The 21,079-nt window shown below is 67.0% G+C and carries 20 protein-coding genes; 6 read left to right on the top strand and 14 right to left on the bottom strand.

Annotation, left to right across the window (positions count from 1 at the left end):
- The first annotated feature begins 4 nt into the window (after positions 1-4).
- From recJ to BG90_RS14055, 4 genes are all read left to right on the top strand, one after another.
- A complete protein-coding gene (recJ, locus tag BG90_RS14070) occupies positions 5-1,699 on the top strand; it encodes a single-stranded-DNA-specific exonuclease RecJ (RefSeq protein ID WP_010104975.1) in 1,695 nt (564 codons plus the stop codon).
- Between the two features lie 421 nt (positions 1,700-2,120).
- A protein-coding gene (gene prfB / locus BG90_RS14065; RefSeq protein ID WP_099976032.1) for a peptide chain release factor 2 occupies positions 2,121-3,225 on the top strand; the annotation gives its coding sequence in 2 pieces (ribosomal slippage) (positions 2,121-2,201 and positions 2,203-3,225; 1,104 coding nt in all).
- 90 nt (positions 3,226-3,315) lie between these two features.
- A complete protein-coding gene (gene lysS / locus BG90_RS14060; protein ID WP_025989904.1) occupies positions 3,316-4,842 on the top strand; it encodes a lysine--tRNA ligase in 1,527 nt (508 codons plus the stop codon).
- 355 nt (positions 4,843-5,197) lie between these two features.
- A complete protein-coding gene (locus tag BG90_RS14055; protein WP_010104984.1) occupies positions 5,198-5,917 on the top strand; it encodes a glycine zipper 2TM domain-containing protein in 720 nt (239 codons plus the stop codon).
- 353 nt (positions 5,918-6,270) lie between these two features.
- Here the strand turns inward: BG90_RS14055 and iscX are convergent, their stop codons facing one another.
- The 12 genes from iscX to BG90_RS13990 form a co-directional block, all read right to left on the bottom strand.
- A complete protein-coding gene (iscX, locus tag BG90_RS14045) occupies positions 6,271-6,480 on the bottom strand; it encodes a Fe-S cluster assembly protein IscX (protein ID WP_010104988.1) in 210 nt (69 codons plus the stop codon).
- Between the two features lie 18 nt (positions 6,481-6,498).
- On the bottom strand, positions 6,499-6,840 hold the full coding sequence (gene fdx, locus BG90_RS14040) for an ISC system 2Fe-2S type ferredoxin (protein WP_010104990.1): 342 nt from the start codon (positions 6,838-6,840) through the stop codon (positions 6,499-6,501).
- Positions 6,841-6,932: 92 nt separating this feature from the next.
- Positions 6,933-8,801: a Fe-S protein assembly chaperone HscA gene (gene hscA, locus BG90_RS14035; protein WP_010116215.1), complete on the bottom strand. Its 1,869-nt coding sequence runs from the start codon at positions 8,799-8,801 to the stop codon at positions 6,933-6,935.
- Positions 8,802-8,857: 56 nt separating this feature from the next.
- On the bottom strand, positions 8,858-9,385 hold the full coding sequence (hscB, locus tag BG90_RS14030) for a Fe-S protein assembly co-chaperone HscB (RefSeq protein WP_010116216.1): 528 nt from the start codon (positions 9,383-9,385) through the stop codon (positions 8,858-8,860).
- 117 nt (positions 9,386-9,502) lie between these two features.
- The gene (gene iscA / locus BG90_RS14025; RefSeq protein ID WP_010104993.1) at positions 9,503-9,826 is read right to left on the bottom strand and encodes an iron-sulfur cluster assembly protein IscA; all 324 of its coding nucleotides are present in this window, start codon (positions 9,824-9,826) and stop codon (positions 9,503-9,505) included.
- A gap of 85 nt (positions 9,827-9,911) precedes the next feature.
- Positions 9,912-10,319 carry a Fe-S cluster assembly scaffold IscU gene (gene iscU / locus BG90_RS14020; RefSeq protein WP_010104994.1) on the bottom strand — a complete coding sequence of 136 codons (408 nt, stop codon included), beginning with the start codon at positions 10,317-10,319 and terminating at the stop codon, positions 9,912-9,914.
- Positions 10,320-10,384: 65 nt separating this feature from the next.
- Complete coding sequence (locus tag BG90_RS14015; protein ID WP_010104995.1) at positions 10,385-11,608, bottom strand: IscS subfamily cysteine desulfurase; 1,224 nt, start codon at positions 11,606-11,608, stop codon at positions 10,385-10,387.
- 70 nt (positions 11,609-11,678) lie between these two features.
- A complete protein-coding gene (gene iscR, locus BG90_RS14010) occupies positions 11,679-12,218 on the bottom strand; it encodes a Fe-S cluster assembly transcriptional regulator IscR (protein WP_010104996.1) in 540 nt (179 codons plus the stop codon).
- A gap of 101 nt (positions 12,219-12,319) precedes the next feature.
- Positions 12,320-12,799 (bottom strand): low molecular weight protein-tyrosine-phosphatase, encoded by a 480-nt coding sequence (locus BG90_RS14005; RefSeq protein ID WP_010104998.1) that lies wholly within the window; start codon positions 12,797-12,799, stop codon positions 12,320-12,322.
- Between the two features lie 91 nt (positions 12,800-12,890).
- Positions 12,891-13,100 carry a hypothetical protein gene (locus tag BG90_RS14000; RefSeq protein WP_010105000.1) on the bottom strand — a complete coding sequence of 70 codons (210 nt, stop codon included), beginning with the start codon at positions 13,098-13,100 and terminating at the stop codon, positions 12,891-12,893.
- A 195-nt stretch (positions 13,101-13,295) separates the two neighbouring features.
- Entirely contained in the window at positions 13,296-14,735 is a 1,440-nt protein-coding gene (locus tag BG90_RS13995) for a lactate utilization protein B (RefSeq protein WP_010116217.1), read from the bottom strand.
- 68 nt (positions 14,736-14,803) lie between these two features.
- Entirely contained in the window at positions 14,804-15,526 is a 723-nt protein-coding gene (locus BG90_RS13990) for a (Fe-S)-binding protein (RefSeq protein ID WP_010105003.1), read from the bottom strand.
- A gap of 181 nt (positions 15,527-15,707) precedes the next feature.
- On the opposite strand from BG90_RS13990, the gene BG90_RS13985 reads away from it, so the two are divergent.
- Entirely contained in the window at positions 15,708-16,520 is an 813-nt protein-coding gene (locus tag BG90_RS13985; protein WP_010105004.1) for an IclR family transcriptional regulator, read from the top strand.
- Between the two features lie 123 nt (positions 16,521-16,643).
- Here the strand turns inward: BG90_RS13985 and pbpG are convergent, their stop codons facing one another.
- Positions 16,644-17,765: a D-alanyl-D-alanine endopeptidase gene (pbpG, locus tag BG90_RS13980; protein ID WP_050814377.1), complete on the bottom strand. Its 1,122-nt coding sequence runs from the start codon at positions 17,763-17,765 to the stop codon at positions 16,644-16,646.
- Between the two features lie 662 nt (positions 17,766-18,427).
- Here pbpG and BG90_RS13975 point away from each other — a divergent pair.
- The gene (locus BG90_RS13975) at positions 18,428-19,000 is read left to right on the top strand and encodes a phasin family protein (protein WP_025989906.1); all 573 of its coding nucleotides are present in this window, start codon (positions 18,428-18,430) and stop codon (positions 18,998-19,000) included.
- A 269-nt stretch (positions 19,001-19,269) separates the two neighbouring features.
- Here the strand turns inward: BG90_RS13975 and lpdA are convergent, their stop codons facing one another.
- Positions 19,270-21,024, bottom strand: coding sequence for a dihydrolipoyl dehydrogenase (gene lpdA, locus BG90_RS13970; protein ID WP_010116219.1), 1,755 nt, complete (start codon positions 21,022-21,024; stop codon positions 19,270-19,272).
- Between the last annotated feature and the right edge of the window lie 55 nt (positions 21,025-21,079).

Raw genomic sequence — 21,079 nt, 5'->3', positions numbered from 1 at the left:
TCGCATGACCCACATCGTCACCCGCTCAGCCGCCCCCGCCGCGCTCGACGCGCTCGCCCGCCACGGACTGCATCCCGTGCTCGCCCGCCTCTATGCGGCGCGCGGGATCACGTCGCCCGCCGACATCGAGACCGCGCTGTCGCGCCTCGTGCCGCCCGCGCAGTTGAAAGGCTGCGCCAACGCCGCCGCGCTGCTCGCGGACGCGCTCGAGGCCGGCCGCAAGATGCTCGTCGTCGCCGACTACGACTGCGACGGCGCGACCGCATGCGCGGTCGCCGTGCGCGGCCTGAGAATGTTCGGCGCGACGATCGACTACCTGGTGCCGAACCGCTTCGAGTACGGCTATGGCTTGACGCCCGAGATCGTCGAGCTCGCCGCCGCGCGCAAGCCCGATCTGCTGATCACCGTCGACAACGGGATCGCGAGCGTCGACGGCGTCGCGGCCGCGAACGCGCGCGGCATCGACGTGCTCGTCACCGATCATCACCTGCCCGGCGACACGCTGCCCGCCGCGCGCGCGATCGTCAATCCGAACCAGCCGGGCTGCGCGTTTCCGAGCAAGCACATCGCGGGCGTCGGCGTGATGTTCTACGTGCTGCTCGCGCTGCGCGCCGAGCTGCGCGCGCGCGGCGCGTTCGGCGACGCACGCCCCGAGCCGCGTCTCGACGGCCTCCTCGACCTCGTCGCGCTCGGCACGGTCGCCGACGTCGTGCGCCTCGACGGCAACAACCGCGTGCTCGTCGCGCAGGGCCTGCAGCGGATCCGCAACGGCCGGATGCAGCCCGGCATCGCGGCGCTCTTTCGCGCGGCGGCGCGCGAAGCGCGCAGCGCATCCGGCTTCGACCTGGGCTTCGGCCTCGGCCCGCGCCTGAACGCGGCAGGCCGCCTGTCGGACATGTCGCTCGGGATCGAATGCCTGACGACCGACGACATCGGCCGCGCGTGGGAACTCGCCCAGCAGCTCGACGCGATGAACCGCGAGCGGCGCGAGATCGAAGCGGGCATGCAGCAGCAGGCGCTCGCCGATCTCGCGTCGGTCGACCCGGCCGAAGCGGCGACGATCACGCTCTTCAACCCCGAATGGCACCAGGGCGTGATCGGCATCGTCGCGGGGCGGCTGAAGGAGCGCTTTCACCGGCCGGCGTTCACGTTCGCGCACGCGGACGACAGCGGCGCGCGCGTGAAGGGCTCGGGCCGCTCGATCCCCGGCTTCCATCTGCGCGACGCGATCGACCTGATCTCGAAACGCGAGCCCGATCTGATCGTCACGTTCGGCGGCCACGCGATGGCGGCGGGCGTCACGCTCGACACCGAGAACGTGCCGCGCTTCGCCGCCGCGTTCGAGGCGGTCGCGCGCGAATGGCTGTCCGACGACGCGCTCGCGCGCGTGATCGAGACGGACGGCGATCTCGAGGACGCGTATTTCACGCCGCAGGTCGTCGAGCTGCTCGACTCCGCCGTCTGGGGCCAGGGCTTTCCGGCGCCGCTCTTCTCGGGCGAATTCGACGTGGCGTCGCAGGCGCTCGTCAAGGACAAGCACCTGAAGCTGCAGTTGATGCGCGGCCGGCAGCGCTTCAACGCGATCTGGTTCAACCACGCCGAGCCGCTGCCCGCGCGCGCGACGGTCGCGTTCCGGCTCGCGAGCGACACGTGGAACGGCATGACGCGCGTGCAGCTGATCGTCGAGCACGCGGCGTAGGGCGCGCCGCCGCTCGTCGGAGCCGCGCCGAGCCGAGCCGACGAGCCGCATCGATGCACGCGATCGCCCGTGCGTGACGGGCGCGGCCGCCTGCGGGACGGGCTGCGTCGCGGCGCGGCATCGCGCCTGCCCTCGCGCCGAACGCGGACGCGCCGTGCGACGAGGACGCCCGCCCCGCGCGCCTCCCGCCGCGCCCCGCTCCCGATGCCGCCACGCGCGCCCGCATCCGAACGCCGATCCGTCACGGATTCCTGACGAATCGAATCGGCACGATCGGCGCGCAGCCGTCCCGCCCCGCCTGCGCATGGCCTCGAATGCCGCGGCTCCAATCGGCGCCCCCCGCGAGCCGCGCCGTACCGGCCGAGGCCGTCGATCGGCTATAATTTCCCCTTTTCACGAAGCGTCAAAAGCGAACAAGATCATGGAAGCGGAACGTCTGAACGCGATCGAAAGCTCCCTCGCGGACCTGCGCCGGCGCGCGGGCGAGCTACGGGGGTATCTTTGACTACGACGTCAAGTCTGCACGTCTAGCCGAAGTCAACAAGCAACTCGAAGACCCGAACGTCTGGAACGACTCGAAGAACGCCCAGGCGCTCGGCCGCGAGAAAAAGTCGCTCGAAGGCGTCGTCATGACGCTCACGGCGCTCGATAGCGACCTGCGCGACGCGCAGGACCTGTTCGACCTCGCCCGCGACGAAGACGACGAAGACACGCTCGTCGCGACCGAAGAGGACGCGGCGAAGCTCGAGGCGCGCGTCGCCGACATCGAATTCCGCCGGATGTTCTCGAACCCGGCCGACCCGAACAACTGCTTCATCGACATCCAGGCCGGCGCCGGCGGCACCGAAGCGTGCGACTGGGCGTCGATGCTGCTGCGCCAGTACCTGCGCTACTGCGAGCGCAAGGGCTTCAAGGCGGAAGTGCTCGAAGAATCCGACGGCGACGTCGCCGGCATCAAGAACGCGACGATCAAGGTCTCGGGCGAATACGCGTACGGCTACCTGCGCACCGAAACGGGCATCCACCGCCTCGTGCGCAAGTCGCCGTTCGATTCGTCGGGCGGCCGCCACACGTCGTTCTCGTCGGTGTTCGTGTATCCGGAAATCGACGACTCGATCGAGGTCGAGGTCAACCCGGCCGATCTGCGCATCGACACGTACCGCGCATCGGGCGCGGGCGGCCAGCACATCAACAAGACCGACTCGGCCGTGCGGATCACGCACATGCCGACGGGCATCGTCGTCCAGTGCCAGAACGACCGCTCGCAGCACCGCAACCGCGCGGAAGCGATGGCGATGCTGAAGTCGCGCCTGTACGAAGCCGAGCTGCGCAAGCGCCAGGCCGAGCAGGACAAGCTCGAATCGAGCAAGACCGACGTGGGCTGGGGCCACCAGATCCGCTCGTACGTGCTCGATCAGAGCCGCGTGAAGGATCTGCGCACGAACGTCGAAATGAGCAACACGAAGGCCGTCCTCGACGGCGACCTCGACGACTTCATCGGCGCGAGCCTCAAACAGGGCGTGTAAGCGCCCCCGCGCGGGCGCGGCCCGGCCGGCCCCGCGCCGGCCGCGTCGGCGCCGCGCCCCGCCGCCGCATTACCATCGAACCCGACCATCATGACCGAACCGACCCAACCGCAGGCCGCTGTCGCAGCGGACGAAAACCAGATCGTCGCGGAACGCCGCGACAAGCTGCGCGCGCTGCGCGACCAAGGCATCGCCTTTCCGAACGACTTCCAGCCGACCCACCATGCGGCCGATCTGCAGACCGAATACGCGGACACCGACAAGGAAGCGCTCGAAGCGAAGAGCCTCGAAGTCGCGATCGCCGGCCGGATGATGCTCAAGCGCGTGATGGGCAAGGCGAGTTTCGCGACGGTGCAGGACGGCTCGGGCCAGATCCAGTTCTTCGTGACGCCGGCCGACGTCGGCGCCGAGACCTACGACGCGTTCAAGAAATGGGACCTGGGCGACATCGTCGCCGCGCGCGGCGTACTGTTCCGCACGAACAAGGGCGAGCTGTCGGTGAAGTGCACGGAGCTGCGGCTGCTGTCGAAGGCGCTGCGCCCGCTGCCCGACAAGTTCCACGGCCTCGCGGATCAGGAGACGCGCTATCGCCAGCGCTACGTCGACCTGATCGTCACGCCCGAGACGCGCTCGACGTTCCGCGCGCGCACGAAGGCGATCGCGTCGATCCGCAAGTTCATGAGCGACGCCGACTTCATGGAAGTCGAGACGCCGATGCTGCACCCGATCCCGGGCGGCGCGGCGGCGAAGCCGTTCGTCACGCATCACAATGCGCTCGACATGCAGATGTTCCTGCGCATCGCGCCCGAGCTGTACCTGAAGCGCCTCATCGTCGGCGGCTTCGAGCGCGTGTTCGAGATCAACCGGAATTTCCGCAACGAGGGCGTGTCGCCGCGCCACAACCCGGAATTCACGATGATGGAGTTCTACGCCGCGTACACCGACTACCGCTGGCTGATGGACTTCACCGAGCAGCTGATCCGTCAGGCGGCCGTCGACGCGCTCGGCACCGCGACGATCCAGTACCAGGGCCGCGAGCTCGATCTCGCGAAGCCGTTCCATCGGCTCACGATCACGCAGGCGATCCAGAAGTTCGCGCCGAACTACACGGACGGCCAGTTGTCGGACGACGCCTACCTGCGCAGCGAACTGAAGCGCCTCGGCGTCGACGTCACGCAGCCGGCGTTCCTGAACGCAGGCATCGGCGCGCTGCAGCTCGCGCTCTTCGAGGAAACCGCGGAATCGCAGCTGTGGGAGCCGACCTTCATCATCGACTACCCGATCGAAGTGTCGCCGCTCGCGCGCGAATCGGACACGGTGCCGGGCATCACCGAGCGCTTCGAGCTCTTCATCACCGGCCGCGAGATCGCGAACGGCTTCTCGGAGCTGAACGACCCCGAAGACCAGGCCGCGCGCTTCAGGAAGCAGGTCGAGCAGAAGGACGCGGGCGACGAGGAAGCGATGTTCTTCGACGCCGACTACATCCGCGCGCTCGAATACGGGATGCCTCCGACAGGCGGCTGCGGAATCGGCATCGACCGTCTCGTGATGCTGCTCACCGACAGCCCGACGATTCGCGACGTGCTGCTGTTCCCGCACCTGCGCCGCGAGGACTGAGCCCCGCGCGAGCCGTTTTCCGCCCGTTTTCCGCCCGCTTCCCCGGGGCGGAAAACGGCGGCGGACGGCGGCAAGCCCGCCTCGTTTGTAACCGCCCGTAAATCCCGGCCGCCGCGCCGCCCCCCTCTTCCGTCCCCTTCTCTTCGCGTCCTTTGCGCCGCTTGCGCGAGCGGGCATTTGACAGTGTTTGACACGCAAGTTTCCGCAGCGAATCGTTACAACTTGAAACGGCGTGCCCACGGCGTTTGATCGACACTTAGCTCCAGAAAATAACGCACAACCGTGTGCGGCAGCTTTGCACGGGATCGGAGTCAGTACTCAAGCACAAACTCCGATCGACACAGGAGAGTCGAAAATGGACAACCAGAACACCACCACGCAACAACGTCAGCGCATCCATCCGCTCGTCGCGACGGCCGCGGGCGCCGTCATCATCGCGAGCCTCGCCGCGACGGCCGCCGTCACGGGCCTGTTCCCGAAGGCGAGCAGCACCGATGCGCAGAACCCGCAGACGCAGGCCGCGCTGATCGCGTCGCAGCCGGCCGTCGACACGGCCGCCGCCGCGAGCGCCGCACTCGCCGCGCAAGCCGCGCAGCGGCAGGCCGCGGAACGTCAGGCGGTCGCGCAAGCGGCGCCGAAGCCCGCGCCTCGCCCGGTTCATCATCACCGCACGTCGACCGCGCCGCAGCCGCCGCAATATGCGCAGCAGCCGTATCCGCAACAGCAGCAGCAATCGACGTACTGCGCGACCTGCGGCACCGTCGCCGCGATCGTGCCCGTGCGCACGGCGGGCACGAGCTCGGGGATCGGCGCGATCGGCGGCGCGGCCGCGGGCGGCCTCGTCGGCAACCAGTTCGGTCACGGCAACGGCCGCACCGCGATGACGATCATCGGCGCGTTGGGCGGCGGCCTCGCCGGCAATGCGGTCGAAAAGCAGGTCCGCAGCGAAACCGACTATCAGGTCCAGGTGCAGATGCAGGACGGCTCGACGCGTACGTTCACGTACCACAACCCGCCGCCGTTCGGCCAAGGCCAGCGCGTGCGCGTCGAGAACGGCTCGCTCGTCGGCGCGTGACGCGAACCGCGCGGCGTCGCGGCCGCGCGCCGTCCGCCGGCCGATTGGTAGTCGCGCCGACCGTATCGGCCGGCCATGAAAAAACGGCTCGTGAGGCGATCACGAGCCGTTTTTCTTTGTGCGATCGCGGCGGGCTTCGCCGAAGCCGTGCGGTCGCGACGCCGGCACGGTCCGGTTCGCCGCGCCGCTGCGCTGCCAGGCGACCGATTGCGGCGATAACCTCGACTGCGGCGCACGCCGATCCGACATCCGGCCATCGAACACTCGCCATCCGCGCACGACGCGCGACTGCGCCACGTCGCTCCGCCAAGCGGCCGCGCCAATCGACCGACGCCAATCGGCGCCGGCCCACGTCAGTCTTCGTCGTCGAAGTCCGATTCGTCGATCCAGTGCGCCTGGATCGCCTCGAGGATCTTCTCGCCCGAATGCTTCGGATCGTCGTCGAAACCATCCAGCTCGAGCACCCACTGGCGCAGATCGACAAAATTGATCCGCTGCGGATCGACGTCCGGATGCTTGTCCGCGAGCGCGATCGCGATCTCGCGTGAATCGGTCCATTTCATCGTCGAACCTCCTCGCCGTCAGTGATTTTCTTTCGCGTGGTTGATCGAATACTTCGGAATCTCGACCACCAGATCCACGTCTTCCTTCACGATCGCCTGGCACGACAGGCGCGACGTCGGCTCGAGGCCCCACGCCTTGTCGAGCAGATCGTCCTCGTCCTCCTCGGACGGCTCGAGGTCGTTGAAGCCTTCGCGAATGATCACGTGGCACGTCGTGCACGCGCACGACTTCTCGCACGCGTGTTCGATCTCGACACCGTTGTCGAGCAGGTTGTCGCAGATGCTCTTGCCGGGCACGGCGTCGATCACCGCGCCGTCCGGGCACAATTCGACGTGCGGCAGTACTACGAGTTGAGGCATGTTCGTTCCGTTCGTTCAGCAGGTGCGCGGCGTCCGGCCGCGCCGTCCATCGCTGCGCCGGCGGCCGTTCGGCCGCGCGGCACAGATCGTTTTCAGATCTCGTCGAGCTTGCGGCCGGCGAGCGCCCGCTTGATGCTCTTGTCCATCCGGCGCGCCGCGAAATCGTCGGTGCCCTCGGCGAGCGACTTCGTCGCCGCATCGATTGCGTTCGTGTCGTCGCTCGTCGCGAGCGCGCGCAGCGACGCGACGAGGCCGTCGACCGTCGTGCGCTCGTCCGCGCCGAGCAGATCGCCGTCGGCGGCGAGCGCCACCTCCGTCGCCTCGACGAGGCGCTGCGCCTCGACCTGCGCCTCGCGCAGCGCGCGCGCGCGCATGTCGACCTCGGCCGTCTTGAAGCTGTCCTCGAGCATCCGCGCGATGTCGTCGTCGCCGAGGCCGTACGACGGCTTCACGACGACCGACGCCTCGACGCCCGAGTGCTGCTCGCGCGCGAACACCGACAAGAGGCCGTCCGCATCGACCTGATAAGTCACGCGGATCCGCGCGGCGCCCGCCGCCATCGGCGGAATGCCGCGCAGCTCGAAGCGCGCGAGCGACCGGCAATCGGACACGAGCTCGCGCTCGCCCTGCACGACGTGGATCGCTATTGCGGTCTGGCCGTCCTTGAACGTCGTGAATTCCTGCGCGCGCGCGACGGGGATCGTCGAATTGCGCGGGATGATCTTCTCGACGAGACCGCCCATCGTCTCGACGCCGAGCGACAGCGGGATCACGTCGAGCAGCAGCCAGTCGTCTCCGCCGCTGCGGTTGCCGGCGAGCAGATCCGCCTGGATCGCCGCGCCGAGCGCGACCACCTGATCCGGATCGAGATTGACGAGCGGCGGCTGGCCGAAGAATTTCGCGACCGCGTCGCGGATCACCGGCATGCGCGTCGCGCCGCCGACGAGCACGACGCCCTTGATGTCGGCGGGGCTCACCTGCGCGTCGCGCAGCGCCTTGCGGGTCGGCGCCAGCGTGCGCTGCACGAGCGGCTCGACGAGCGCGGCGAATGCATCGCGCGCGACCGTCTGCACGAGCTTCGCGCCCGTCGACAGCTTCACGTCGAGATGCGCCTCCGGCGCAGCAGACAGCGCCTCCTTCGCGCTGCGCACGCGATCGAGCAGCAGGCGCACGTCTTCGGGCGCGAGCGTCGCCGCATCGATGCCGGCCTGCGCGAGCACGTGCGCGAACAGCGCGTGATCGAAATCGTCGCCGCCGAGCGCGGAATCGCCGCCCGCCGCGAGCACTTCGAACACGCCCTTCGTGAGCTTCAGGATCGACAGGTCGAACGTGCCGCCGCCGAGGTCGTAGACCGCGTAGAGGCCCTCCGAACCGTTGTCGAGCCCGTACGCGATCGCGGCCGCGGTCGGCTCGTTCAGCAGTCGCAGCACGTTCAGGCCCGCGAGCCGCGCGGCGTCCTTCGTCGCCTGGCGCTGCGCATCGTCGAAGTACGCGGGCACCGTGATCACCGCGCCGACGAGCTCGTCGCCGAGCGTGTCCTCGGCGCGCTGGCGCAGCGTCGCGAGAATCTCCGCCGACACCTCGACCGGGCTCTTCACGCCGTCGATCGTGCGGATCTGCACCATGCCGGGCGCATCGACGAACTCGTACGGCGCGTTCGCCGCGCCTTCGACTTCCGCCTTGCCGCGTCCCATGAAGCGCTTGACCGACACGATCGTATTGCGCGGATCGAGCGCCGCCTCGTCCTTCGCGGCGTGACCGATCCGCCGGCCGCCCTTTTCGAGGTAACGGACGACGGACGGCAGCAGCACGCGGCCCGCGCCGTCCGGCAGCGCCTCCGGGATGCTGTTGCGCACCGCGGCGACGAGCGAATTCGTCGTGCCGAGGTCGATGCCGACGGCGAGGCGCCGCTGATGCGGCGCGGGCGCCATGCCGGGTTCGGAAATTTGCAGTAAAGCCATCTGTGTGTTCGATGAGGGCCGAAGCCCCGCTTGCATCGCGTGCGTAAAGCGCGCGGTTAGTTTTCGAGGCGCTCGATCTGAGCGCCGATCTCGGCCGACACGCGCTCGACGAACATCAGTTGCCGCACGGCTTCCGCCGCGCCCTGGTCCGAGCCGCTGTCGAGCAGCGCGCCCAGCTTCGCGAGGCGCGCGTGCCGCTCGTCGCGCAACTCGGCGAGAAGCGCGTCGAGCTCGCCGACGTTCCTCGCGGCGGCCGCATCCTCGATGCGCTCGCGCCACTCCATCTGCTGCATCAGGAACGCCGGCTCCATCGCCGTGTTGTTCTCGGCGCCGACGTCGACGCCGCGCAGCGTCAGCAAGTACGTCGCCCGCTTGAGCGGATCGCGCAGCGTCCGATACGCCTCGTTCGCGCGCGTCGCCCATTGCATCGCGATGCGCTTTTGCGCGTCGCCCGCCGCGGCGAAGCGATCCGGGTGCACCTGCGACTGCACGGTGCGGTACGCGGCGTCGAGCGCATGCTCGTCGAGCGCGAACTGCACCGGCAGGTGAAAGAGATCGAAGTGGCTGTCTTTCAGCGAAACCATCGCGTAGTAGCTGTAGCGCTCAACTCGTTGTCGACTGCGGCACGACGTGGAACCGATGTGCCGCCCATTAAAAAGGCGGCCCGCGCCGCCTCTTGCCCGCCTCACGCGGATCAGCCGTCACACGCGGAACGATTCGCCGCAGCCGCACTCGTCCTTCACGTTCGGGTTGTTGAACTTGAATCCCTCGTTCAATCCTTCTCGCGCGAAGTCGAGCTCGGTGCCGTCGATGTACGCGAGGCTCTTCGGATCGACGAAGACCTTCACGCCATGGCTTTCGAACACCTGATCCTCGACGGCGCAATCGTCGACGTACTCGAGCTTGTACGCGAGGCCCGAGCAGCCGGTCGTGCGCACGCCGAGCCGCAGGCCCAGCCCCTTGCCGCGCCGCGTCAGATACTTCTGCACGTGTTGCGCAGCCTTTTCGGTCAGTGTGATAGCCATAATGTCCCTGGTCGCACGGAGCGAGCCCCGTGCGTCATGCGTCCAAACCAAAACCCATCGACGTCCGTCGAACCCGCGGCGCCGCTTACGCGGCGACCTTGCCGTCTTCAGCGCCGTCGTGACGCTTCTTGTAGTCGGCCACGGCCGCCTTGATCGCGTCCTCGGCGAGGATCGAGCAGTGGATCTTCACGGGCGGCAGCGCGAGCTCTTCGGCGATCTGCGTGTTCTTGATCGTGAGCGCCTCGTCGAGCGTCTTGCCCTTCACCCATTCGGTCACGAGCGAACTCGACGCGATCGCCGAGCCGCAGCCGTAGGTCTTGAACTTCGCGTCCTCGATCACGCCGTTTTCGCCGACGCGAATCTGCAGCTTCATCACGTCGCCGCACGCGGGCGCGCCGACCATGCCGGTGCCGACCGCGTCGTCGTCCTTCGAGAACGAACCGACGTTACGCGGGTTTTCGTAGTGATCCAGAACCTTGTTGCTGTAAGACATGATCAAACTCCTTGCTTCGTTTCGTCTGCGCGGCGCTCAGTCGCCCGCGAATAAAGTCGCTGCGCTCAGTGCGCCGCCCATTCGATCGTCGACAGATCGATGCCTTCCTGATGCATTTCCCAAAGCGGCGACAAATCGCGCAGCTTCGCGATCTTGCCCTTCAGCAGATCGATCACGTAGTCGACTTCCTGCTCCGTCGTGAAGCGGCCGACCGTGAAGCGGATCGAGCTGTGCGCGAGCTCGTCGTTGCGGCCGAGCGCGCGCAGCACGTACGACGGCTCGAGCGACGCCGACGTGCACGCGGAGCCCGACGACACCGCGACGTCCTTGATCGCCATGATCAGAGACTCGCCTTCGACGAAATTGAAGCTGATGTTCAGGTTGTGCGGAATGCGGTGCTCGAGGTCGCCGTTCACGTAGGTTTCGTCGATCTCGGACAGGCCGCGCAGCAGCTTGTCGCGCAGCATCCGGATGCGCTCGTTCTCGGTCGCCATCTCTTCGCGCGCGATGCGGAACGCTTCGCCCATGCCGACGATCTGGTGCGTCGGCAGCGTGCCCGAGCGCATGCCGCGCTCGTGGCCGCCGCCGTGCATCTGCGCCTCGATGCGCACGCGCGGCTTGCGGCGCACGTACAGGGCGCCGATGCCCTTCGGGCCGTAGGTCTTGTGCGCGGAGAACGACATCAGGTCGACCTTCAGCTTCGCGAGGTCGATCTCGACCTTGCCCGTCGCCTGCGCGCCGTCGACGTGGAAGATGATGCCCTTCTCGCGGCAGATCTCGCCGATCGTCGCGATGTCCTGGATCACGCCGATCTCGTTGTTCACGTGCATCACCGACACGAGGATCGTGTCCGGGCGCAGCGCGGCCTTGAACGCGTCGAGGTCGAGCAGACCGTCGTCCTTCACATCGAGGTAGGTCACTTCGAAGCCTTCGCGCTCGAGCTCGCGGCAGGTGTCGAGCACCGCCTTGTGCTCGGTCTTCACCGTGACGATGTGCTTGCCCTTGCCTTGGTAGAAGTGCGCGGCGCCCTTGATCGCGAGGTTGTCGGATTCGGTCGCGCCGGACGTCCAGATGATTTCGCGCGGATCGGCATTGACGAGTGCAGCCACCTGCTCGCGCGCCTCTTCGACCGCGCGCTCCGCATCCCAGCCGTACGCGTGGCTGCGGGACGCCGGGTTGCCGAACTGCTCGCGCAGATACGGCACCATCTTGTCCACGACGCGCGGATCGACGGGCGTCGTCGCGCTGTAGTCCATGTAGATGGGCAGGTGGGGGATCTCGTTGTTCATCTATCGCTCCGGGTATGCGTTCAGTGCGGGGACTATTCGTTGTGCTGGCCGCGTTCAGTGCGCGGCAATCTCATGAGCTTGCGATGTTGAAAACCGAATTCGGGCCGAGCGGGACCGTGCGGACCGGCTCGACGCTCGCCGCGACGGGCTCCGGCTTGCGCTTGTCGCGCAGCACGGCGGGCGTCCCTTCGCGGGCGCGCTGCTGATCGACGAGATCCTGCAGCGACACCGAATCGAGGTATTCGACCATTTTCTGGTTCAGCGTCGACCAGAGCTCGTGCGTCATGCAGTGGCCGTCGGGCTGCTTCGTGCCTTCGCACGCGCCCTTGCCGCCGCATTGGGTCGCATCGAGCGGCTCGTCGACCGCGATGATGATGTCGGCGACCGTCACGTCCTGCGCGCGGCGCGCGAGGTTGTAGCCGCCGCCCGGCCCGCGGACCGATTCGACGATTTCGTGCCGGCGCAGCTTGCCGAACAATTGCTCGAGGTAGGAGAGCGAAATCCGCTGGCGCTGGCTGATGCCTGCAAGCGTCACCGGGCCTTGCTCCTGGCGCAGAGCCAAGTCGATCATCGCCGTGACGGCGAAACGGCCTTTCGTGGTGAGTCTCATGGTATTGAATGGGCAGCAATCTTGACGATTTTGGTCAAGTATAAATATTTGACCGTTTTAGTCAAGTATCCCTGCTTCTAAAAGGGGTTGTATGCGGCGCTTCAGCGCGCCGTTTCACGCAAGCTTTCGAGGAGGCCGCGGCACGCGTCCTCGCACTGATCGAGCACCTGCTCGAAGCCGCGCGCGCCGCCGAAATACGGATCGGCGATCTCGCGCGCCGACGTGTCGCTCGCATATTCGATCAGCAGCCGGATCTTGCCCCGATATTGCGGCGGGCAGCGCTCGTGCAATTCGGCGAGATTGGCGGAATCCATCGCGAGCACGAGATCGAAGCGCTCGAAATCGGCCCGGCCGATCTGCCGCGCGCGCAACGCCGACAGATCGTAGCCCCGCGCCCGCGCCGCCTGCTGCGCGCGTGCGTCGGGCGCCTCGCCGACGTGCCAGTCGCCGGTGCCGGCCGAATCGATCGCGATTGCTTCGTCGAGCCCCGCGGCCGCCACCTGATGACGCATCACCCCTTCGGCGGTGGGCGAGCGGCAGATGTTGCCGAGGCAGACGAAACAGATCGCGACGCTTTTCATCACGCAGCCAGACAATCGCGGCGAACCGCTCGGATGGGTAACGCGCCATTATACAAAGGCGCACCGATTCCCGCTTGCGGTAGATCCGGCTTCACAGCGCCTTCGCGCCGGCGAGCGGCGCGCCGTGCGACGCGGCCGGCAGCGGCTGCGACGCGTCGTCGACGAGCCCGTACGACACCGCGCGCGCGAGCTCGGCCGACGCATCGCGCGCAACCGAGGGCGCGCGCGCCGGCGCGGTTTCGGACAAGTACAGGTAAGCGGCGGCGGCGAGCGGCACGACGATCGCAAGCGGCCAGTACATCGATATTGTCTTTCTCATGATGCGACCTCTCTCGGCTGGCGCACTGGGCGTCGCCCAATGCTGACATGTCGAGATTCTATAGATCGCACCTATCAAGATAAATCCATGAATAGCGAACGCAGTGTTGTCGCTCGATGAACAGTCGCGGCGCGCGGCGTTCCCTGCCCGCGCGCGCCGTGCTTGCGCGCGATCGAATCATGGCGTCGACGAATGGTCGAGATGCGTGCGCGACGCCGCGTACAGTTCGCGGAAGGTGCGGCCGGCGGGCGCCGGGATGTCGCGCGTATCGGTCCAGCCGCGCGCGAACGGGAACCGCCTGAGCGCGCCTGCCACGCCGCCCGACGTGCCGCCCGCGCGCTCGAGCACGCGAACCGCGAGCTTCGTCGCGAGCGCGTAAAGCGCCGGCCGCCGTGCGAAGAAGCCCCACGCGGCGAGCCCCGCCCGCTCATGCCACGGCCGCAGGTGCCGCTCGACCTGCTTCTCGCGCAGCTTGCGCAGCAAGCCGGAAATCGGGATGCCGACCGGACAGACGCTGTCGCACTCGCCGCAGAGCGTCGCCGCCTGCGGCAGGTCGAGCGCCTGGTCGAGCCCGACGTAGCTCGGCGTCAGCACCGAGCCCATCGGCCCCGGATACACCCAGCCGTACGCGTGTCCGCCCACCTTCTGATACACCGGGCAATGGTTCATGCACGCGCCGCAGCGTATGCAGCGCAGCATCTCCTGGAATTCGCCGCCGATGAGCCCGCTGCGGCCGCCGTCGACGAGCACGACGTACGAATGCTCGGGCCCGTCCTCATCGCCGTCGGCGCGCACGCCCGTCAGCAGCGAGAAATAGTTCGACGTCTTCTGCCCGGTCGCGGAGCGCGGCAGGAGACGCATCGCGGTCGCGAGATCCTCGAGCGTCGGCAGAACCTTCTCGATCCCCGTCACCGCGACGTGCACGCGCGGCAGCACCGTGCACATCCCTTCGTTGCCCTCGTTCGTCACGAGCACGACGGAGCCCGTCTCCGCGATCACGAAGTTGCCGCCAGTCACGCCCATGTCCGCCGACAGGAAATGGGGACGCAGCACCTCGCGCGCCTCGCGGGTCATCTCCGGGATCTCGGTCAGGCGGGGCCGTCCGTGCGTCTTCGCGAACAGCTCGGCGACCTCCTCCTTGTCCCGATGCAGCACGGGCGCGATGATGTGGCTCGGCGGCTCGTTGTCGTTGATCTGCAGGATGTACTCGCCGAGGTCGGTCTCGATCGACTGCACGCCGAGCCGGCCGAGCACCGCATTGAGGTTCGCCTCCTCGGTCACCATCGACTTCGTCTTGATGACCTTCTTCACGTCGTGCCGGCGCGCGATGTCCGCGACGAGCTTCGCCGCGTCGGCCGTCGTCTCCGCGTACAGCACGGTCGTCCCGCGCCGCGCCGCCTCGCGCTCGAACATCTCGAGCCACACGTCGAGCCGCTCGAGCGCGCGGTCGCGGCGCGCCTTCAGCTCGGCGCGCGTCGCGACGAAGTCGATCTGCGTGACCGCTTCCGCGCGCCCCGACACGAATTTCGTCGACAGCCTCCTGAGGTTTTCCTGCAGGCGCGCATCGGCGAGCTTTTCGCCCGCGCGCGCCTTGAAATGCATCGATTGGACTTGCATGGCGGCTCGTGGGGTTCGTGGTTCTCGATCGTGGGCCTTCGAATCGTGCGGCGAATCGCTCGCGGCGCTCAGACGTCGCCGGCGAGCACCTGCGCTACGTGCAGCACGCGCGTGTCGCGGTCGCCCGTGCGGCGCAGGCGCCCTTCGATGTTCAGCATGCAGCCGAGGTCGCCGAGCACGACGGCCGGAACGCCCGTCGCGCGCACGTTCGCGCATTTCTCGTCGACGATCGCGGTCGAGATGTTGCCGTACTTCACCGCGAACGTGCCGCCGAAGCCGCAGCAGTGCTCGCAGTCCTTCATCTCGTCGACGGCGACGCCGCGCTGCGCGAGGAGCGCGCGCGGCTGCGCCTTCACGCCGAGCTCGCGCAGGCCCGAGCAGGAATCGTGGTACGTGACGGGCCCCTTGAATTCGCCCGGCTCGAGCTTCACCTGCGCGACGTTGACGAGGAAATCGGTCAACTCGTAGACCTTCGTGCGCAGGCGCCCGTAGCGCGCCATCAGCTCGGGATCGTCGCGAAAGAGATCGCCGTAATGGACGCGGATCATCCCGCCGCACGAGCCCGACGGCACGACGACGTAGTCGAACTGCTCGAACTCGCGCAGCGTCTTCTCGGCGAGATCGCGCGCGAGCGCGCGTTCGCCCGAGTTGTACGCGGGCTGGCCGCAGCAGGTCTGCGCGGGCGGCACGACGACCTCGCAGCCCGCCTGCTTCAGCAGCTTGAGCGCCGAAAAACCGATTTCGGGCCGCATCAGGTCGACGAGACACGTGACGAACAAACCGACTCGCATAGCCGCTCCTCCGAGAAAACGGCGCTCATTATCCGCCGTTTGCGCGGCGGCACCAACGCCGCGCCGCCAAGAGACTCCGCCACGGCCCCGAGCGAGGACTTCCTCGAACACCGTTCGCTTTTTTCACTATACGAGATACAATCGCCGCATTGGTATTTGATGCGGCAATCGATTTCTCACGATGAGCAACCCGAACCCGGATTCCAAGACATCGATCCAAGTGATCGAACGGATGATGCGGCTCCTCGATGCGCTCGCCGCGCACAGCGATCCGGTCAGCCTGAAGGAGCTCGCGCAGCGCACCGAGCTGCACCCGTCCACCGCGCACCGGATCCTGAACGACATGGTGACCTGCCGTCTCGTCGACCGGTCCGACCCCGGCACGTACCGGCTCGGCATGCGTCTCCTCGAGCTCGGCAATCTCGTGAAGGCGCGCCTGTCGGTGCGCGACGCCGCGCTGATGCCGATGCGCGACCTGCACCGGCTGACGGGCCAGACCGTGAACCTGTCGGTGCGCCAGGGCGACGAGATCGTCTACATCGAGCGCGCGTATTCGGAGCGCTCGGGGATGCAGGTCGTCCGTGCGATCGGCGGCCGCGCGCCGCTGCACCTGACGTCGGTCGGCAAGCTGTTCCTCGCGGCCGACGAGACGTCGCGCGTGCGCGCATACGCGACGCGCACGGGCCTCGCCGGCCACACGCAGAACAGCATCACCGATCTGCCGAAGCTCGAGCGCGAACTCTCGCTCGTGCGCCAGCAGGCGTGCGCACGCGACAACGAAGAGCTGGAGCTCGGCGTGCGCTGCATCGCGGCCGGCATCTATGACGATTCCGGCAAGCTCGTCGCGGGGCTGTCGCTGTCCGCGCCCGCCGACCGGCTGCAGGACGCGTGGCTCGGCCAGCTGAGCCGCACGGCGCTCACGATCTCCGAATCGCTCGGCTATCACGCGGCGGCCACGAAGGAAATGGACGCGCCGACGCAAAAGCAGGCGTAGGCAGGCACATGGCGCGCGCAAGCCTGCGTCGAGCGCCCGCTTCAGCCGGCGCACCCGACAAAAAGCCCCGCAATTGCGGGGCTTTTTGTCGTTGGGCGACGCGGCGATCGGCCGCGTCTGCGATCAGGTCCCGCCCGTCGACGTGTTCGCCGCCGTCAGACGCTCGCCGCCGCCGTTGTCGAGCCAATTGCGCACGCGCGACGCATCGGCGAAGCGCGAATACTTGCCGAACGAATCGAGCAGCACCATCACGATCGGACGGCCGTGGATCGTCGTCTGCATCACGAGGCACTCGCCCGCTTCGTTGATGAAGCCCGTCTTCTGCAGGCCGATGTCCCACGACGGATTGCGCACGAGCGCGTTCGTGCTGTTGTACGCGAGCGTCCGCTTGCCGGTGTCCACCTCGTAGCTGCGATCGGTCGAGAACTTTCGGATGAGCGGGTACTGGTACGCCGCGTTCACCATCTTGACGAGATCGCGCGCGCTCGACACGTTCTGGCTCGACAGGCCCGTCGAGTTCTCGAAATGCGTGTCGGTCATGCCGAGCGCCTTCGCCTTCGCGTTCATCGCGGCGATGAACGCCGGACGGCCGCCCGGGAAGTAGCGCGACAACGCGGCCGCCGCGCGATTCTCCGACGCCATGAGCGCGATGTGCAGCATGTCCTCGCGCGACAGCACCGAGCCGACCGACAGGCGCGAGCCCGTGCCTTTCTCGTAGTCGCGATCCTCGTCGGTCACTTCGATCTGGTCGGTGAGCGGCGCCTTCGAATCGACGACGACCATCGCCGTCATCAGCTTCGTGATCGACGCGATCGGCACGACCGCATGCGAGTTCTTGTCGAAGAGCGGCTCGGACGTGTTCTGGTCGACGACGTACGCGACGCTCGAGCGCAGCGCGAGCGAGTCGGGCGTCTCGTGCAGGCCGAACGCCTGGCCGACCGACGGCGAACGCGGCTGGAACGCGACCCGGCGCACGCCGCTGTGGTGACGGCCGTTCGACACGTAGGTCACGCGCTTGCGTGCGCCTTTCGCGCGCGGCTCGGCGCTCGACGATGCGGCGCGCAGCGACTTCTTCGCCGCGCTCTTCTTGCCCTTCGCGCTCTGCGCGGTCTTGGCAGTGGCGGCGAACGCGTCCGCGGGCGCGACGGCGGTCGTGGCCACCATCAGCGAGACGGCGACCGAAACGGCGGTGCCGAGCGCCAGGCTCTGCATCATCCTGAGCGGTGCAAACAATTGGGCTTTCATTGGGGTCCGAACAAAACGGCGGGAGGTTTCCGCAAGTGTAGTAAAAGCTGAAAAAATAAGCAATATTAGGCACTTACCGATCTTCGTTAAACCGAAATGTAAGAATCGATCGTACCAGACCAATCGGCCCCGCCTCTCCCATCGAAAAATACGATGAAGGAAACGAGACTCCCGACGCGCGCGACACACAAATCACCCACCGGTTGATCAGAATATCGACACCGCGACGGACGAGCTGAAGCAGGGGAAACCACGATTACCGCAGGCGAAGCGGGCCGGACGACCCGCCGACAGGCGTGGCGACGAGCGTTCGTGCCCGCCGCCACGCCGAAAACAGCGAGCGCTCTGACACGCCAGAATGTTAAACGTTCCGCAACACCAATCGGTTTACTCGCGTCGTGATGGTGCGTCGGCGTCGATGCGGCAAGCCCCCGAACCGGCCTGGGGCACGGGCTGCAACCGATCCCACGACGATAATGCAACCCATTGTTTTGTCTAAGAATTGCCAGTTTTGTGCAATGCACCAAAAGTACTTGACATTCAATTCTGACGCCCTAAAATAAGAACCATTGTTGCGTTGCACAAAGCAGTTTCAGGAATCTGTTCCCCAAAGTTGTGCCCTTTTTCTTCACGATCTTCGATCGAACTTCAGGAGCATGAACATGTCCTTGCTGACCCCCGAGCAAATCGCCGCCGCCCAGAAAACCAACATCGAAAGCCTCTTCGGCCTCACGACGAAGGCGTTCGAAGGCGTCGAAAAGCTGATCGAACTGAATCTGCAAGTGGTGAAGTCGACGCTCGCTGAAAGTCAGGAAAACGTGCAGCGCGCGCTGTCCGTGAAGGACGCGCAGGAACTCCTCGCGCTGCAAGCCAGCCTCACGCAGCCGATCGCCGAGAAGGTGCTGGCGTACGGCCGTCACGTGTACGAAATCGCGTCGGCGACGCAAGCCGAGTTCGCGAAGGTCGCCGAAGCGCAATACGAGGAACAGAACCGCAAGGTGCAAGCCCTCGTCGACAACGTCGCGAAGAATGCGCCGGCCGGCTCGGAAACCGCCGTCGCCGCGCTGAAGTCGGCGATCAACGCCGCGAACACGACGTACGAAACGGTGCAGAAGGCCGCGAAGCAAGCGGTCGAAATCGCCGAAACGAACTTCAACGCCGCAGCCGCCGTCGCCACCAAGGCGGCGAACACCGCGGCCGCAGCGTCGCGCCGCAGCGGCAAGACCGCCGCGTAAGCGCCGGGCGTCACCGCCCGCTTCGTTTGGAGAAGGCCGCGCAATCGCGCGGCTTTTTTCTTGGGTGACACTTTTTTCGATTCGGCGAATCGAACAGGTGCCGAGCGGAGCAAGGGGTCGAGCGAACGCAGCGGAACGGCCGTCTGGCTTTTGATCTGTCGATCGCGCGCAAACCAGCGCTCCGTCCGCTCTCCGCAAAATAAAACGGCGCCTCCCCGTTTCGGGTGGCGCCGTTTTTTTGCGCGGCCGCTGCCTGTCGGCCGGCTTGCCTATTTCTTGCGCTGCGGCGGCAGGTCCGTGCAGACGCCTTCGTACAACTCGGCCGCCATGCCGATCGATTCGCCGAGCGTCGGGTGCGGATGGATCGTCTTGCCGATGTCCTCCGCGTCCGCGCCCATCTCGACTGCGAGACACACTTCGCTGATGAGGTCGCCCGCGTTCAGGCCGACGATGCCGCCGCCGATCACGCGATGCGTCTCCTCGTCGAAGAGCAGCTTCGTGAAGCCCTCGTCGCGGCCGTTCGCGATCGCGCGGCCCGACGCCGCCCACGGGAACACGGCCTTGCCGTACTTGATGCCTTCGGCCTTGCACTGATCCTCGGTCTTGCCCGCCCACGCGACTTCCGGATCGGTGTACGCGACCGACGGAATCTGCAGCGCGTCGAAGTACGCCTTCTCGCCGTGCGCCGCCTCCGCCGCGACGTGGCCTTCGTGCACCGCCTTGTGCGCGAGCATCGGCTGGCCGACGACGTCGCCGATCGCAAAGATGTGCGGGACGTTCGTGCGCATCTGCTTGTCGACTTCGATGAAGCCGCGATCGGTGACGGCGACGCCCGCCTTGTCGGCGCCGATCTTCTTGCCGTTCGGGCTGCGGCCCACCGCGACGAGCACGAGGTCGTAGCGCTGCGCTTCCGCCGGCGCCTTCTCGCCCTCGAACTTCACGTAGATGCCGTCTTCCTTCGCTTCCGCGCCGACCGTCTTCGTCTTCAGCATCACGTTGCCGAAGCGCTTCGCGTTGTACTTCTCCCAGACCTTCACGAGGTCGCGGTCCGCGCCCATCATCAGGCCGTCCATCATTTCGACGACGTCGATGTCGGCGCCGAGCGTCGAGTAGACGGTCGCCATTTCGAGGCCGATGATGCCGCCGCCGATCACGAGCATCCGCTTCGGCAACTGGCGCAGCTCGAGCGCGCCCGTCGAATCGACGACGCGCGGATCCTCCGGCATGAACGGCAGCTTCATCGCCTGCGAGCCGGCCGCGATGATCGCCTGCTTGAACTTGACGACCTTCTTGCCGCCGTCCGTCTGCACTTCCATGTGATGCGGATCGACGAACGTGCCGACGCCCGTCACCACGTCGACCTTGCGCGCCTTCGCCATGCCGGCGAGGCCCGTCGTCAGCTTCTTGACGACGCCGCCCTTGAAGTCGCGCAGCTTGTCGAGATCGACCTCGGGCGCGCCGAACGAGATGCCGTGCGCGGCGAGCGCTTTCGCTTCCTCGACGACGAGCGCCGTATGCAGGAGCGCCTTCGACGGAATGCAGCCGACGTTCAGGCATACGCCGCCGAGCGTGGAATAGCGCTCGACGAGCACTGTCTTCATCCCGAGATCCGCCGAACGAAACGCGGCCGAATAGCCGCCGGGGCCCGCGCCGAGCACGAGCATGTCGCACTCGATGTCGGCCGAGCCGCCGAAGCTGCCGGCTTGCGGCGCGGGCGCCGGTGCGGCTGCGGGCGCGGCCGCAGCCGGTTTTGCCGGCTCGGCGGGCTTCGCGGGCGCTGCTGCGGCGGCCGCCTCGACGAGCGCGATCACCGTGCCCTGCGAGACCTTGTCGCCTGCCTTGACCTTGATTTCCTTCACCGTGCCGGCGACGTCGCTCGGCACTTCCATGGACGCCTTGTCCGATTCGAGCGTGATGAGCGTCTGCTCTTTTTCGATCACGTCGCCCGGCTTGACGTTGACTTCGATGACGTCGACGCCGCTGAAATCGCCGATATCCGGCACCTTGACTTCGATGAGACTCATTACTGTCCCCTTCTTGTTTAGCTGCTGAAAGAGGGAGGGAAACTCGCGCACCACT

Origin of the sequence: Burkholderia oklahomensis C6786, assembly GCF_000959365.1 — a bacterium.
Classification (GTDB): Bacteria; Pseudomonadota; Gammaproteobacteria; order Burkholderiales; family Burkholderiaceae; genus Burkholderia; species Burkholderia oklahomensis.
The sequence above is the reverse complement of the archived record's forward strand: the minus strand, read 5'-3'. Positions and strand labels throughout refer to the sequence as shown.